This is a genomic window from Emergencia timonensis (assembly GCF_900086585.1).
In the GTDB taxonomy this organism is placed as follows: domain Bacteria; phylum Bacillota; class Clostridia; order Peptostreptococcales; family Anaerovoracaceae; genus Senimuribacter; species Senimuribacter timonensis.
The window spans coordinates 1,947,455-1,960,776 of sequence record NZ_FLKM01000009.1 but is presented as its reverse complement, the minus strand read 5'-3'; the positions used below and the strand labels follow the sequence as shown (position 1 = coordinate 1,960,776).

10 protein-coding genes and 15 tRNA genes are annotated in these 13,322 nt (G+C 41.5%); 24 read left to right on the top strand and 1 reads right to left on the bottom strand.

Going from position 1 to position 13,322, the window contains the following annotated elements; translation table 11 throughout:
• The first annotated feature begins 5 nt into the window (after window positions 1-5).
• The 24 genes from codY (at window position 6) to BN6539_RS20065 (ending at window position 12,089) form a co-directional block, all read left to right on the top strand.
• Window positions 6-785 carry a GTP-sensing pleiotropic transcriptional regulator CodY gene (gene codY, locus BN6539_RS20180; RefSeq protein WP_067542475.1) on the top strand — a complete coding sequence of 260 codons (780 nt, stop codon included), beginning with the start codon at window positions 6-8 and terminating at the stop codon, window positions 783-785.
• Between the two features lie 54 nt (window positions 786-839).
• Entirely contained in the window at window positions 840-1,511 is a 672-nt protein-coding gene (gene yunB / locus BN6539_RS20175; RefSeq protein ID WP_067542472.1) for a sporulation protein YunB, read from the top strand.
• 19 nt (window positions 1,512-1,530) lie between these two features.
• Entirely contained in the window at window positions 1,531-2,811 is a 1,281-nt protein-coding gene (gene hflX, locus BN6539_RS20170) for a GTPase HflX (protein ID WP_067543614.1), read from the top strand.
• On the top strand, window positions 2,798-3,427 hold the full coding sequence (locus BN6539_RS20165; RefSeq protein ID WP_067542464.1) for a YigZ family protein: 630 nt from the start codon (window positions 2,798-2,800) through the stop codon (window positions 3,425-3,427). Before hflX ends, BN6539_RS20165 begins: the two co-directional genes overlap by 14 nt.
• 185 nt (window positions 3,428-3,612) lie before the next feature.
• A tRNA-Val gene (locus BN6539_RS20160) sits at window positions 3,613-3,688 on the top strand.
• 151 nt (window positions 3,689-3,839) lie between these two features.
• A tRNA-Asp gene (locus tag BN6539_RS20155) sits at window positions 3,840-3,916 on the top strand.
• A 22-nt stretch (window positions 3,917-3,938) separates the two neighbouring features.
• A tRNA-Thr gene (locus BN6539_RS20150) sits at window positions 3,939-4,013 on the top strand.
• 72 nt (window positions 4,014-4,085) lie between these two features.
• Window positions 4,086-4,170, top strand: a tRNA-Tyr gene (locus tag BN6539_RS20145).
• Window positions 4,171-4,186: 16 nt separating this feature from the next.
• Window positions 4,187-4,261, top strand: a tRNA-Gly gene (locus tag BN6539_RS20140).
• A gap of 6 nt (window positions 4,262-4,267) precedes the next feature.
• A tRNA-Gly gene (locus BN6539_RS20135) sits at window positions 4,268-4,341 on the top strand.
• A gap of 18 nt (window positions 4,342-4,359) precedes the next feature.
• A tRNA-Arg gene (locus tag BN6539_RS20130) sits at window positions 4,360-4,436 on the top strand.
• A gap of 15 nt (window positions 4,437-4,451) precedes the next feature.
• Window positions 4,452-4,526 (top strand) — tRNA-Gln (locus BN6539_RS20125).
• A gap of 8 nt (window positions 4,527-4,534) precedes the next feature.
• Window positions 4,535-4,610 (top strand) — tRNA-Lys (locus BN6539_RS20120).
• A 31-nt stretch (window positions 4,611-4,641) separates the two neighbouring features.
• Window positions 4,642-4,730, top strand: a tRNA-Ser gene (locus BN6539_RS20115).
• A gap of 46 nt (window positions 4,731-4,776) precedes the next feature.
• Window positions 4,777-4,869: transfer RNA gene (locus BN6539_RS20110), tRNA-Ser, on the top strand.
• Between the two features lie 6 nt (window positions 4,870-4,875).
• A tRNA-Trp gene (locus tag BN6539_RS20105) sits at window positions 4,876-4,951 on the top strand.
• 29 nt (window positions 4,952-4,980) lie between these two features.
• Window positions 4,981-5,057 (top strand) — tRNA-Pro (locus BN6539_RS20100).
• A 15-nt stretch (window positions 5,058-5,072) separates the two neighbouring features.
• Window positions 5,073-5,149, top strand: a tRNA-Ile gene (locus tag BN6539_RS20095).
• A gap of 25 nt (window positions 5,150-5,174) precedes the next feature.
• Window positions 5,175-5,250 (top strand) — tRNA-Phe (locus BN6539_RS20090).
• Window positions 5,251-5,418: 168 nt separating this feature from the next.
• On the top strand, window positions 5,419-6,003 hold the full coding sequence (locus BN6539_RS20085) for a thymidine kinase (protein WP_067542461.1): 585 nt from the start codon (window positions 5,419-5,421) through the stop codon (window positions 6,001-6,003).
• 14 nt (window positions 6,004-6,017) lie between these two features.
• The gene (locus BN6539_RS20080; protein ID WP_067542458.1) at window positions 6,018-8,708 is read left to right on the top strand and encodes an SH3 domain-containing protein; all 2,691 of its coding nucleotides are present in this window, start codon (window positions 6,018-6,020) and stop codon (window positions 8,706-8,708) included.
• A 72-nt stretch (window positions 8,709-8,780) separates the two neighbouring features.
• Complete coding sequence (locus BN6539_RS20075; RefSeq protein WP_067542456.1) at window positions 8,781-9,857, top strand: SPFH domain-containing protein; 1,077 nt, start codon at window positions 8,781-8,783, stop codon at window positions 9,855-9,857.
• A 9-nt stretch (window positions 9,858-9,866) separates the two neighbouring features.
• A complete protein-coding gene (locus BN6539_RS20070) occupies window positions 9,867-10,550 on the top strand; it encodes a hypothetical protein (RefSeq protein ID WP_067542454.1) in 684 nt (227 codons plus the stop codon).
• Between the two features lie 21 nt (window positions 10,551-10,571).
• Window positions 10,572-12,089, top strand: a complete 1,518-nt coding sequence (locus tag BN6539_RS20065; protein ID WP_148484510.1) for a toll/interleukin-1 receptor domain-containing protein — start codon at window positions 10,572-10,574, stop codon at window positions 12,087-12,089.
• A 67-nt stretch (window positions 12,090-12,156) separates the two neighbouring features.
• Here the strand turns inward: BN6539_RS20065 and BN6539_RS20060 are convergent, their stop codons facing one another.
• A complete protein-coding gene (locus tag BN6539_RS20060) occupies window positions 12,157-13,038 on the bottom strand; it encodes a TIGR01212 family radical SAM protein (RefSeq protein ID WP_067542446.1) in 882 nt (293 codons plus the stop codon).
• Between the last annotated feature and the right edge of the window lie 284 nt (window positions 13,039-13,322).

The window sequence follows — 13,322 nt, the reverse complement described above, 5'->3', positions numbered from 1 at the left end:
AAAATATGAGTGAAAAATTATTAACAAGAATTAGAAAGCTGAATTGGGTGCTTTCTGAAAGCACAGCTGGTTATATCTCTTTTGATGAGTTGTGCAATATTATGAGCGAAATGCTTGATTCCAACATCTACATTATGAATAGAAGAGGAAAAGTTCTCGCTGCAAAATATGAGTCAGGAGAAGAGGCTCCCCTTGTGGTGGATCCGGAGACAAAGAAGGTAGTTCTGCCTACTCTGTACAATGACAAATTCCTGCAGGTTACAGATACCAAAGCGAATCTGACCTATGACAGCATCAAAATGTACTATGGAGAAGAATACACAATGGCAAGTAAATATCATACCATTGTGCCAATCATCTTTGGCGGAAACAGAATTGCAACATTGCTGCTGGCAAGAGCGGAAAAGGCTTATGATGATGAGGATATCGCAATCTGCGAATACGGCGCAACGGTAGTCGGAATCGAAGTTGCCAGAGGAATTGCCATGGATGAGGAAGAAGATATCAGAATGAAAGAGGCTGTGGACATGGCCCTTTCCACGCTGTCTTATTCCGAAATGGACGCTGTTACGAAAATTTTTGCTGAGTTAAAGGGAGACGAAGGTCTTCTGGTTGCCAGCAAAATTGCTGACAAATCTGGCATCACCCGTTCTGTTATCGTAAACGCACTCCGTAAACTGGAGAGCGCCGGTGTCATCGAATCCAGATCGCTGGGTATGAAAGGCACAAGAATCAAGATTACGAACGAGTTTCTGAGAGACGGAATTAAGAATTTTGAAATATAATTAATAACAAAAACCTCCTGCTTAACATAGAATGTTATAGCAGGAGGTTTTTTTATGAGACGACACAGAAATGAAAAACTCTCATTTTGGAAAAAATTGACGATTTCGCTGATTCTTTTTAGCTTAGGGTGTATTTTATTGATTAATGGATTTAAACAGCAAATAGAGCCGAATATCGATGCTGTGAGCAAACTGAAAGCAAAGGGTATGATTACAGAAATCGTCAATCAGACTATCAAAGAGGATTTTTCGGGCAAGGAATATGAGGAAAATCTGTTCATCATAAAGAGCGGGAAGGACGATAAAGTCCAAATGGTGCAGTCCAACACCAGTCTGATCAACAGGATGGTAGCTGAGTTTTCTGTAAACCTCCAGAAGAAATATGACAATATAGAGCCTCGCACAGTAAAACTGTCTTACGGTACATTAGTGGGCAGCAAACTGCTGTCGGAGGCGGATTACCTCAATGTAAATTTAAAAATCATGCCTCTGTCTGTAACGAACTGCGACTTTGAAACAGAATTTGAAAGTCAGGGGATTAACCAGACCAAGTATAAAATTTACATAACGATAGAAAGTAACGTCAGGGTATTACAGCCATTTTCAGCAGAGAATTTTAAAATTAAGAACAAAATGCTGATTTCAGAAGTTGTCATCGTCGGCGAGGTGCCGGACAGCTATGTAAATGTGCCGGAAAATAATATTTTGGATGCAACGAATCAATAATCTGTGGTATACTAATGTCATGCTTAGATTTAATGAAAATAATGAGATTATAACAGAAGAAAAATACAGGGCGATCTTGGTCGGCCTGCAGAGAAAAGAAGATATATCTTATTCCATGGAAGAACTTGCCGGGTTAGCCGAGGCTGCAAATGCCGAGGTCCTGGGCAAGGTCGTCCAGGTTCTGGAAAAGCCGAATACGGCAACTATGATTGGAAAGGGCAAAGTAGAAGAAGTTGCTGAACTGGTCAGAAATATGGAAGCGGATATGGTCATTTTCAATGATGAGCTGACAGGAATGCAGATTCGAAATCTGGAGGACGCCATAGATGTAAGAGTGATAGACAGGACGATCTTGATTTTGGATATCTTTGCTGCCAGAGCAGACTCGAGAGAAGGCAAATTACAGGTTGAATTGGCACAGCTGAAGTACAGAATGCCAAGACTTACCGGCTTTGGTAAGTCTCTTTCTCGTCTAGGCGGCGGAATTGGAACCAGGGGACCTGGTGAAAAAAAGCTGGAAACTGACAGGCGTCACATCGAGAGACGCATGGAAGACATCAAAAGCGAGTTGTCCCAACTGGTTAAGACGAGGAGTGTTCAGAGATCAAAGCGAGAAAAGTCGGGGATTCCGGTGGTCGCTCTAGTGGGGTATACGAACTCAGGCAAGTCTGCGCTGATGAACAGGCTCCTTTCTGTGGTAGACAAATCAGAAAAAGCTGTCACAGAAAAAGATATGCTTTTTGCCACGCTGGATACCCAGCAGCGCAGTGTCAAGCTGGACACCAATCACGAATTTATTCTGATTGACACAGTTGGTTTTGTCAGTAAACTTCCCCACAGCCTGGTGGAAGCGTTTAAGGCGACGTTAGAGGAAGTGCTCTACGCTGATTTGCTGCTACACGTCGTGGACGCCTCCTACGAGGAAAACGATTTTCATATTGCGGTAACCAATAAAGTATTAGGAGAGATCGGCGCAGATGTTAAGGAAAAGGTCATGGTCTTCAATAAAATAGATCTGGTGCCCGATTTTCAGGCGCCTGTGACCAATTTAGAGAATCTTTTTGTCTCTGCCAAAGAGAATATCAATATCGACCAGCTAATTGATAAAATAAAAGAAAAAATCTTTGCTGATAAGGTATGTGCAAAGCTGATGATTCCCTATACGAGAGGCGATCTCTCTTCCTATCTGTGTGAAAAGGCTCTGGTCAAATCTATGGAATATCTGGAGGAGGGAACCTTTTTTGATGTTGAACTGAATCAGGAAGACTATCAGAGGTTAAAGGAATATGATACGATATAGTACGGTTTTTGAAGAAGGACTGGCAGAGCAGACGATAGAAAGATCCAGATTTATTGCCCATGTGAAGCCTGTTTCCTCTAAAGAAGAGGCGGACGCTTTTATTGCTGCCATTAAAAAACAATACAAAGACGCAACCCATAATGTACCCGCCATGGTCATAGGAGACAAGTTTCAGGTGCAATGGGCAAGTGATGACGGCGAACCCCAGGGCACCTCTGGGGCGCCCATCGTTCAAATGCTGGTTCAGGAAAACATCACCAATATTGTGGTAGTAGTTACCCGGTATTTCGGCGGAATCAAATTAGGAACCGGCGGTCTGGTTCGCGCCTATACAAGCAGCGCAAAGCTTGGAATTCAAGTGGCCGGACCTTGTGACGTCAAGGAACTGTCGGCAGTTACATACAGGATGGATTACAGTGTTTTTAATAAAGTACAAAATTTTTACTTTACTTATGATGTAAAATTTGCTAATATAGTTTATGCCGATACGGTGACCTGTGAGATCGTCATTGATCCATCTTGTGCGGGAGCATTAAAAGAAACGGTCACAAGTTTATCTGGCGGTAAGGCTGTCATCGTGAATGAATCTGTCAGATTGGACAAGGTTAGAAAATGATTGCCAAACATTTGAAAAAAATGTTGACATAAGATTACTGATGTGATAATATAGTTTTCGGCTCACTTCTTTAGGAAGACGAGCAGCGAAACAACACGGAAAATAAATTAAAAAACTTCTTGACAAAGCATAGAGAATGTTATATAATTTATAAACGTGCCAAGCATTCAAGAAGCGGACACTGCGGGCGTTTAGCTCAGCTGGGAGAGCATCTGCCTTACAAGCAGAGGGTCATAGGTTCGAGCCCTATAACGCCCACCATTTTCAACAGTGACCATTCACAGATGCGCAGAAGATTTGTCCGAGATGCAAGGCGCGCGAGTTTAGAGCAAACTGCCGTGTACTTGAGCACGCAAATGAGCGAGGAACGAGCGGCAATACAGCAGTTCGGCAAATTGGAAAGCATAGATGCGGCCTGGTAGTTCAGTTGGTTAGAATGCCAGCCTGTCACGCTGGAGGTCGACGGTTCGAGCCCGTTCCAGGTCGCCAATTTTAAACTTTACAATAATATGCTGGCGTGGCTCAACGGTAGAGCAGCTGATTTGTAATCAGCAGGTTGGGGGTTCGATTCCCTCCGCCAGCTCCAAAATACAGATAATTAGGTTGGAAGAACAACTCCAATTCATCAAATAACACGACTAAGTTTGAAAAATAATTTCGAGGGATTCCCGAGTGGCCAAAGGGGGCGGACTGTAAATCCGTTAGCTGAGCTTTCGATGGTTCGAATCCATCTCCCTCGACCAATTTTTTCAAGAATGTGCGGAAGTGGCTCAGGGGTAGAGCATCGCCTTGCCAAGGCGAGGGTCGCGAGTTCGAATCTCGTCTTCCGCTCCATTTTATGCGGATGTAGTTCAATGGTAGAACCTCAGCCTTCCAAGCTGATGGCGTGAGTTCGATTCTCATCATCCGCTCCAGTTTTTCAAATTTAGTGTGGGCTCATAGCTCAGTTGGATAGAGCAACGGCCTTCTAAGCCGTGTGTCCGGGGTTCGAATCCCTGTGGGCTCACCATTTATTTGATGATTTTGGGGTATAGCCAAGTGGTAAGGCAACGGACTTTGACTCCGTCATTCGTAGGTTCGAGTCCTGCTACCCCAGCCAATTATTATGACCCATTAGCTCAGTCGGCAGAGCACTTGACTTTTAATCAAGGTGTCCGGAGTTCGAATCTCCGATGGGTCACCATTTTTAAAGAAATAACAGTTGAATCCACACTGGAGAGGTGTCCGAGTGGTTTAAGGAGCTGGTCTTGAAAACCAGTGATTCCGAAAGGGACCGTGGGTTCGAATCCCACCCTCTCCGCCATCAGACATTTTAAACGATTTATATAACGCAAGATCTCGTTTAGCCTGGAGAAGTACTCAAGAGGCTGAAGAGGACGGTTTGCTAAACCGTTAGGGTTCGTATTAGGGCCGCATGGGTTCGAATCCCATCTTCTCCGCCATTACGCAGGGGTATAGCTCAGTTGGTAGAGCAGTGGTCTCCAAAACCACGTGTCGAGGGTTCGAATCCTTCTGCCCCTGCCAATAAGGGTTCTTGCGGAATACATAAATATCGGGGTGTAGCGCAGTTTGGTAGCGCAACTGGTTTGGGACCAGTGGGCCGCGGGTTCAAATCCTGCCACCCCGACCATTACAAATAAGATGTGGGCCATTAGCTCAGTTGGTCAGAGCGTCCGGCTCATAACCGGCAGGTCCTGGGTTCAAGTCCCCGATGGCCCACCATTATACAAAAGAATATCACATGTATGCCCAGATAGCTCAGTAGGTAGAGCAGGGGACTGAAAATCCCCGTGTCCTTGGTTCAATTCCGAGTCTGGGCACCATTTATTTTTAAGCAGCCTTTCGCAGACGTAAAGTCCGAAGGGTTGTTTTTTGTTGTACAAGCTTTCATTACCAGATATTACTGAAACTTCGTCTTTGAATCGGCACGTTAATGGTTGATTTTCTCTGTGAATTCCTTTAGAATTAAACTTAGGCAAAAGGAGGGACAAATGGCGCAATTATATTATAGATATAGTACGATGAATGCTGGCAAGTCAATAGAACTGATTAAGGTAGCGTATAACTACGAAGAACGAGGAAAGCACGTGTTGACACTGGTACCCGCTGTCGACGATAGATTTGGGACAGGCGTAATCACGTCTAGGATCGGTTTACAGAGAGAGGCTATGCTAGTGCAGGATGATACTAATATCCTAGAACTATTCATGCGAGAGAATGAAAAAAACAAGATCGACTGCGTTTTGATTGATGAATGTCAGTTTTTAAAAAAACATCATGTGCAGGAACTTGTTGAAATTGTGGACAGTCTGGAAGTTCCAGTACTAGCTTATGGCTTAAAAAACGATTTTCGCAACGAACTGTTCGAGGGTTCTTATTATATGTTGATTTATGCAGACAAGATTGAGGAAATCAAAACGATCTGCTGGTGCGGCCGCAAGGCTACCATGGTAGCCAGAGTCGTAGATGGAAAATTTGTCAAACAAGGGGAGCAAGTAGTAATCGGCGGCAACGATATGTATGTAACTCTGTGCAGGAAACACTATAACGACGGTAGATTGGGACCGGATAAATAAAGGCAGGTGACAAAATGATAAAGAATAAGACACAATTGAATTATAAAGATATTTTATTAGTTTTACTGATTACAGGCACGATGCTGATAACCTTGACTATCGTATCATATGGTGCTTCGGCGCCCAATGCGTCAGGCAGGATTAGCGAATCAGATGGGGTAAATGTCAGATCCAGTTATTCCACTTCATCTTCTGTTGTATGTACGTTGCCCTACAATGCGACAGTAACAATCAGTGAGGAAAAATATACAGTGTCAGGAAGCAGTGATAAGACGAAGATCTGGTACTATGTGAGCAGTGCTTATGGAAGCGGATATATTCGCTCTGATTTGACTAGTATCAGTTATACATCCGGCATAACTGCAAAGATAACGAAAGAAGCTAATGTCAGAACTGGACCAGGAACTACCTTTTCAACTGTCAAGAAGCTATCAAAAGGCGACAGTGTAAAAGTCGTCTTAAAAGCGGCTGCTTCAGGAGGGTCTACTTGGTATAAGGTGAATATAAACGGATCTTATTATTATATTTCCGCATCCTATCTTAATCTGGATACCGGCAGCGCTTCTAATCCGCCGGACATACCCTCCGACAATAAGAATTTTGAGGCACAATTAGCTGAATTTCCAACCAGCTACAGAGCTGCACTGAGAGCTTTACATCAAAAACATCCGACCTGGAACTTCAGAGCCAAAAAGGTTGGATACAGTTGGAGCGAGGCATTAGAAAAACAGATTTCTAATGTGAACGCAAACCTAGTATCTATTTCCAAGCCTGACGCGTATAAAGAAGTTAGAAGCGGAACTTATAATTTTGCTACAAATACCTACATAGGCAAGGATGGCGCTAACTGGGTTGCCGCTTCAAAAGATGCGGTTGCTTTTTACATGGACCCGAGAAATTGGCTGGAAGAGTCGTCCATTTTTATGTTTGAACCTTATACATATGATGCTTCTTACCAGAAGGAGAACATCGTCAAATCTATTTTAAAGACGACTGCTTTGCCGTCTTCTGCATCTGCGTATTATGTAGCGGCGGCTCAACAAGTATACGGCGGACAGAGTTATAATATCAGTCCGACTTATCTGGCAGCTAAGACGAGGATTGAGCTGGGATCTTCTGACTTTATGATAGACGGTCATTCGTTTACTTACGGCGGCAAGAAATATTCTGGTGTTTACAATACTTATAACATTGGTGCGTCAGACAGCGCAGACGGCAGTGCAGCGACAAAAGGACTGGTCTATGCAGCAGGTGGATCGGATGGAAGCGGAAAGTCTTACCTGAGACCTTGGAATACATTAGAGAAGGCAGTAAAAGGCGGTGCAATTTATATCGCTAACAATTTTTTAGACAATAACCAATACACCGCATACTTATCGCGCTATAACGTGCTCAACGGATTAGGAAGCGTAGGAACGCATCAATATGCGACTTCTGTATTTTCTGCCGCTACGGAGTCATCCATCATGTCTTCCTGCTATCAGGATGCGGGTGTCTTTGATGAAGCGTTTACATTTGAGATTCCGGTATACGAAAACATGCCGGCATCGGTAAGTCCGGAACCTGGAAGCGGAAACAATAATAACTATCTCGATTCGCTGAAGGTTTATGAAGGGGATACGCTGAAATCGCTTACAGCAACCTTTGATCGATTCACTTCTTCCTACAAATTGAAAACGAAGGTCTCCGCCAGCAGTGTTACCATTAAAACGACAACCAACGTAAATGACGCTAAGGTTACAGTTACAGGAAACACCAATTTGGCTGTCGGCACTAACAAAGTGACAGTAAAAGTAACTTCCTCTTCTGGAAAAGTAAGATATTACTATGTAACTGTAGTCAGAGAAAAGGGCGATGATAATGCCTACGTTCCAGAGAAACCGACCAATGTCAAAGTGCAGAGTGATAGCAATGAGCAGGTCACTTTAACCTGGAACGGAGATGCGAAAGCGACTGGTTACAGAGTATACTGGAAAAAATCGGGCGCATCTAGCTGGTCCTATAACACCGTCAAGGATGGAACCTCCTGGACGAAGACCATGAAGTATCGCGGTGAGATTTACGAATACAAGGTAGCTGCTTATTACGAATATAAGGGTGAAAAAATATATAGTAAAGAATCAGATGTGATCAAAGGCGCCACCTTTGGGGAAGCAAATACTTTGACAGGCGATTTGTACAGCGGCTATATGACCATGAAATTTAATTGGGATGCTATAGACGGAGCCGACGGATACCGACTCAGATATAAACAGACTACATCAGAAAAGTGGAACTCAGTATATGTAGATGGAAACACAGAGGTTGTCAAGAAAATGTCATATGCGGGCAAGGAATATGAATTTAAATTGGCACCGTACAAGAAGATTAATGGAGTACGGTTTATCAGTAATGAGTATTCACCGTTAATTACAGTCCATACGTTACAAAAACCGACGGTGACTCTGAAAAATATGTACACGAAATCTATTGAGGTAAAATGGACAGAAGTGGGAGGAATTACTGGATATAAAGTCTACCGATCCACATCCAAGTCCGGAACTTATACGCTGGTAAAGACCGTTCCTGCAGAGACGACCAGGTTTTTGAATCAGGGTAGGACGTTGGGAAAACGGTATTACTACAAAGTCAGGGCATATAAAGATAGTATCTATGATAAGACCGTATACGGACCATATTCAGTTGTGGTTTCTATAAAAAGATAATGTTTATATTAGGACGATCTTCTCTTTTATAGAAAAGGTCGTCCTTTGTTCTATGATGAATAGAGGTTTAATATGAGTAAATTCACATCAGTCATAAAATATGAAGGTGATAATAAGACATTAATTTGGAAGCATCCTCAAGAGGATTTCGATTCATACACACAACTAGTTGTCCATGAATCCCAAGAAGCTATCTTCATGATGAACGGAGAGGCGCTCGACTTATTTGGTCCAGGCAGACATACGCTTGAAAATCAAAATATTCCTTTAGTACGAAAATTTTTGAATTACACAACGGAAACAATTACTCCATTTCATTGCGAAATTTATTTTATAAATAGAACAGAACAAATGGGAATAAAATGGGGGACGGATAGTAAAGTTCAATTTATAGAACCACAATATCAATTCCCGATACAGATAGGAGCTTGTGGTGAATTGAGTCTGCGCATTGATGATTCAAGGAAAGTTTTAGTGAATCTAGTGGGGACAGAAAGCACGTTCGGACAAAAGGAACTAATGGATTATTTCAGACCTTTTTTGATGACAAAAATTAAGTCTTACATTCCAAAGGTAATTAAAGAAGAAAAAATTAATTTATTCCAGATTGACGAACACTTAAATGATTTTTCTATCGCATTGCAACAAGCCCTTTTACCTGATTTTGCAAGCTATGGGATATCCTTAGAACGTTTCTTTGTCACAACAGTTTTAAGACCTGAAGGGGAAGATTCGTATGAGAAATTCAAAAACCTGTATTTTAGACAATATGCTGATATTGCTGAGGCGAAGCTTCGTCAACAGGTAGGCATTATTGATCAACAGACGGAAGCTGAAAAGATTATAATTGAGTCACAGGCTATTGCTAAAAAAAGACTACAGGAAGGCTATACCTATCAACAAGAGAGAGGTTTTGACGTAGCTGAAACTGTAGCTGCTAAAGAGGCCTCGAGTCAGTTTACAAGCATGGAAATTGGCCTAGATAACGTAACTCGTGTTGGCAGTGAAGTAGACAGGAGTTTAGACGGGGCTGTTGATGGAGCCCTTACAAAAATAGAATCAAAAGCTTCTGAAACGATAGTTTGCCCGTCTTGTGGAAAAGTTGTTGCAAGAGGTAGGTTTTGTTCAGAATGTGGCAAGGAATTATAGGAGGCTTTTATGAGAAAAGACAAATATGGCATAGGGGTCATTTTGATATTGCTCATCCTATTTAATGTAATTGCTTTTGCTGTCCCACATAGACAATCTTCGGCGTTCTGGCCGGCGTATGTATTTACTGTGGTTGCTATTATGATGCAGTTTTTGTATTTTTCCATGGCATTCAAGTATGCACATCACGAAGAAAAAGTTTTTTGGGGTCTGTCAAGAATTCATGTTAGTATCACTTATTTAATATTGCAGTTCATCTCAGGGTTATTTTTTATGTACGCTGGTTTTGTTCAAAGTTGGGTTGCAGTCACTGTGGGCACTTTGCTTCTAGGTGGTTATCTACTGATATTTATAAGTTCCCATTTTGCACAAAAAAATGTAGAACGTGTGGAAAATAATATTGAAGAGGATACTTCTTTTATTAGAACTTTAACGATCTATTTAAAAACCTTATATGACATGACATCTGACGATATGTTAAAAGAAGAATTAAAGAAATTATATAACGTCTGTAAATACAGCGATCCGGTTAGCAGTGAAAAGCTTGTCACACTGGAAGAAGAAATTTCTGTTACGTATAAAGCGCTATACGATTATATTCAGGCCAAAGATTTTTCTAACGCACAAAATGCTTGTGAAGCACTGTATCATCGTATATTGGAGAGAAATCATGCATGCAGGTTATTGAAGTGATGAAATTGGAGGTACACAAGAGTGCAAATTTTTAAATGTAAAATGTGTGGCGGTGACTTAGAGCTAACGAAGAATATGACCGTTGCCGTATGTCCTTACTGCGGAACAAAACAAACCTTGCCTAAGCTTAGTGATGAAAAGCGATATAATCTCTATGACCGTGCAGGTCAATATAGGCGGAACAATGAATACGACAAAGCTGCTGAGCTTTACGAAGAAATTCTGAAAGAAGACCCAAAGGATGCTGAAAGTTATTGGTCATTGGTTTTGTGTAAGTATGGTATTGAATATGTAGAAGATCCTTCTAGCCATAAACGGGTGCCAACAATTAATCGCACACAATATACATCCATCTTCCTTGATTCAGACTATGCATCTGCATTAAAATATGCAGATAAATCACAAAGAGCCATTTATGAATTTGAAGCGAAACAAATTGATGAGATTCAGAACAACATCATTATGATATCCAAAAATGAGGAGCCATTTGATATTTTTATTTGTTACAAAGATCTGTCCGCAGATGGAAGACGTTCAGAAGACTCTGTCATTGCTGCCGAATTATATCATGAGTTGACAGAAGCTGGATACAAGGTCTTCTTTTCCCGCATTACTTTAGACGACAAAATGGGAATAGAATATGAGCCCTATATTTTTGCAGCTTTGAACTCTGCAAAAATTATGATTGTTCTTAGCACACGAGCAGAGTATTTTAATTCTCCATGGGTCAAAAATGAGTGGAGCCGATATCTGGCGCTAATAAGGCAGGGAGCGGATAAAATGCTGATTCCTGTTTATAGAGATATGAATCCATATGATTTACCTGTTGAATTTTCGCATTTACAGGCCATGGATATGTCTAAGCTTGGATTTATGCAGGACCTTGTTTATGGGATACAAAAAATTCTGCAACGGAATTCTAGCAATGAAATGAAGATAAAGTCTGTTATACACAGCCAGCCAACAGCAGAATCGTTAATAAAAAGAGCATTCCTTTTTTTAGAAGATGAAGAATGGGAACGTGCAGATATTTATTGTGAAAAAGTTCTCGATATGGATCCAGAATGTGCAGAAGCTTATTTAGGCAAGCTTATGATTTCACAGTTTGTACGCCGTGAAGAAGAATTATCAAAATTGAAATATACTCTGAAAGAAAATCCTTATTATCAAAAAACGATTCGTTTTGCTAATTCAGACCTGAGAAGCAGACTAGAAGAATATGAGCGAGTGATTGAAGCACGCAGAGAATTTGAGGCAAAGGAAATCGAATATTGTACCGCCAGCGAACTTCTTAATCGTGCAAAACATAAAATTGATTACCTCGAAGTTATCAAAAAATTGGAACCTATTATGGATTTTAGAGACTCTGCAAAGAAGATTAAATACTGTCAAGAAAAAGTAGATGACCTAGAACAACAGTTTCGTGAAAGGGAAAGAATAGAGGAAGAAAAGAAACAGAAAAACAGTAAGTATTACGTTGCTCTTGGAGTCTTTTTGTTTGTAATCTTTGTAGTCAGCATTTTTTATACAGAAGGTTAGGGTGGAATGGATTAAATTTAGTATGGAGAAATTTTGCTATGAGGCATAAATTTCTCCATGTTCCTTTCTATGCCTTGCATCCCTGCCAGCTGCCCCGTCTCTTCAGTTCAGCAGTGATTCCATTGAGAATAGTTCTTTTTCTGTAACTCCACTCTGGTGTAATCAGAATCTTACGCGGTGCGTCGCCGGTCAGGCGATGGATTACGATATCAGAAGGAATGATTTCAATCAAGTCACAGACGAAATTCACATATTCCTCGATGGAATGGAAGGAATTGTAGTCGTGATATTCCTCTTCCATCCTCGAGCCCTTTACTACATTGAGGAGGTGCAGCTTGATGCCCCAGGCTCCAGAAGCGCAGACATATCTTACCGATTGAATCATGTCTTCCTTGGTTTCGCCAGGCAGGCCAAGAATAAGATGGACTACGGTTTTGATGCCTCGTGAGTTTAAGGCTTCGATAGCGTAATCATAAACAGATAACGCATAGCAGCGGTTGATCAGATCAGCCGTCCTTTGATGTATCGTCTGAAGCCCCAATTCGACCCACAGAAAGTGATTTTCGTTGATTTCAGAGAGCAAGTCCAAAACTTCCTCGTTGATGCAGTCTGGCCGTGTGGCGATGGCGATGCCAGAAATCAACGGGTGACTAAGCGCTTTTTCATATTTCTCTCGCAATGTTTCTATGGGAGCATAGGTGTTAGTATGATTTTGAAAATAGGCCAGATACTTCGCCTTTGGCCATTTTTCAGATAACAGATCAATCTGATTTTCTATTGTAGAGGCAAAGTCGCCTCCGCCGCCTTCAGAACAAAAGAGACACCCGCCATAGGATTTGCTTCCATCCCGATTAGGGCAGGTAAATCCGCCGTCTATGGCTAATTTTACGGTTTTTTGGCCGAACTCATGTTTCAGATAAGAACTAATTGTGTTAATTGGCTGCGTCATGATAAACCCCTTTTTGTAATATTCATACTAATTTTAGCATATTATGTTACCCCTTGTCTATCCTTTCTGCTGACAAGGGGTAACATGTTGCAAAGCGTTTGTTTGCCCTACATTCATCGTTATCTTCACTTTGCATACGTCCAGTATGCGCGGTTCATCTGCCTCGAAATTAGGGCAGAGCAAGTGTCCCTTTGTCAACCTAAAGTTTCGTATTACCCACTAAGAACGAAAAAATTTCTATCTCTAATTAACGTTGAAAAACAGGTATCTCGCAGTGCTTTTTA

Excerpts from the sequence above, each read along its gene's own strand:
- codY (WP_067542475.1), top strand. The coding sequence starts at position 6 with ATGAGTGAAAAATTATTAACAAGAATTAGAAAGCTGAATTGGGTGCTT.
- yunB (WP_067542472.1), top strand. The coding sequence starts at position 840 with ATGAGACGACACAGAAATGAAAAACTCTCATTTTGGAAAAAATTGACG.
- hflX (WP_067543614.1), top strand. The coding sequence starts at position 1,531 with ATGCTTAGATTTAATGAAAATAATGAGATTATAACAGAAGAAAAATAC.
- BN6539_RS20165 (WP_067542464.1), top strand. The coding sequence starts at position 2,798 with ATGATACGATATAGTACGGTTTTTGAAGAAGGACTGGCAGAGCAGACG.
- BN6539_RS20085 (WP_067542461.1), top strand. The coding sequence starts at position 5,419 with ATGGCGCAATTATATTATAGATATAGTACGATGAATGCTGGCAAGTCA.
- BN6539_RS20080 (WP_067542458.1), top strand. The coding sequence starts at position 6,018 with ATGATAAAGAATAAGACACAATTGAATTATAAAGATATTTTATTAGTT.
- BN6539_RS20075 (WP_067542456.1), top strand. The coding sequence starts at position 8,781 with ATGAGTAAATTCACATCAGTCATAAAATATGAAGGTGATAATAAGACA.
- BN6539_RS20070 (WP_067542454.1), top strand. The coding sequence starts at position 9,867 with ATGAGAAAAGACAAATATGGCATAGGGGTCATTTTGATATTGCTCATC.
- BN6539_RS20060 (WP_067542446.1), bottom strand. The coding sequence starts at position 13,038 with ATGACGCAGCCAATTAACACAATTAGTTCTTATCTGAAACATGAGTTC.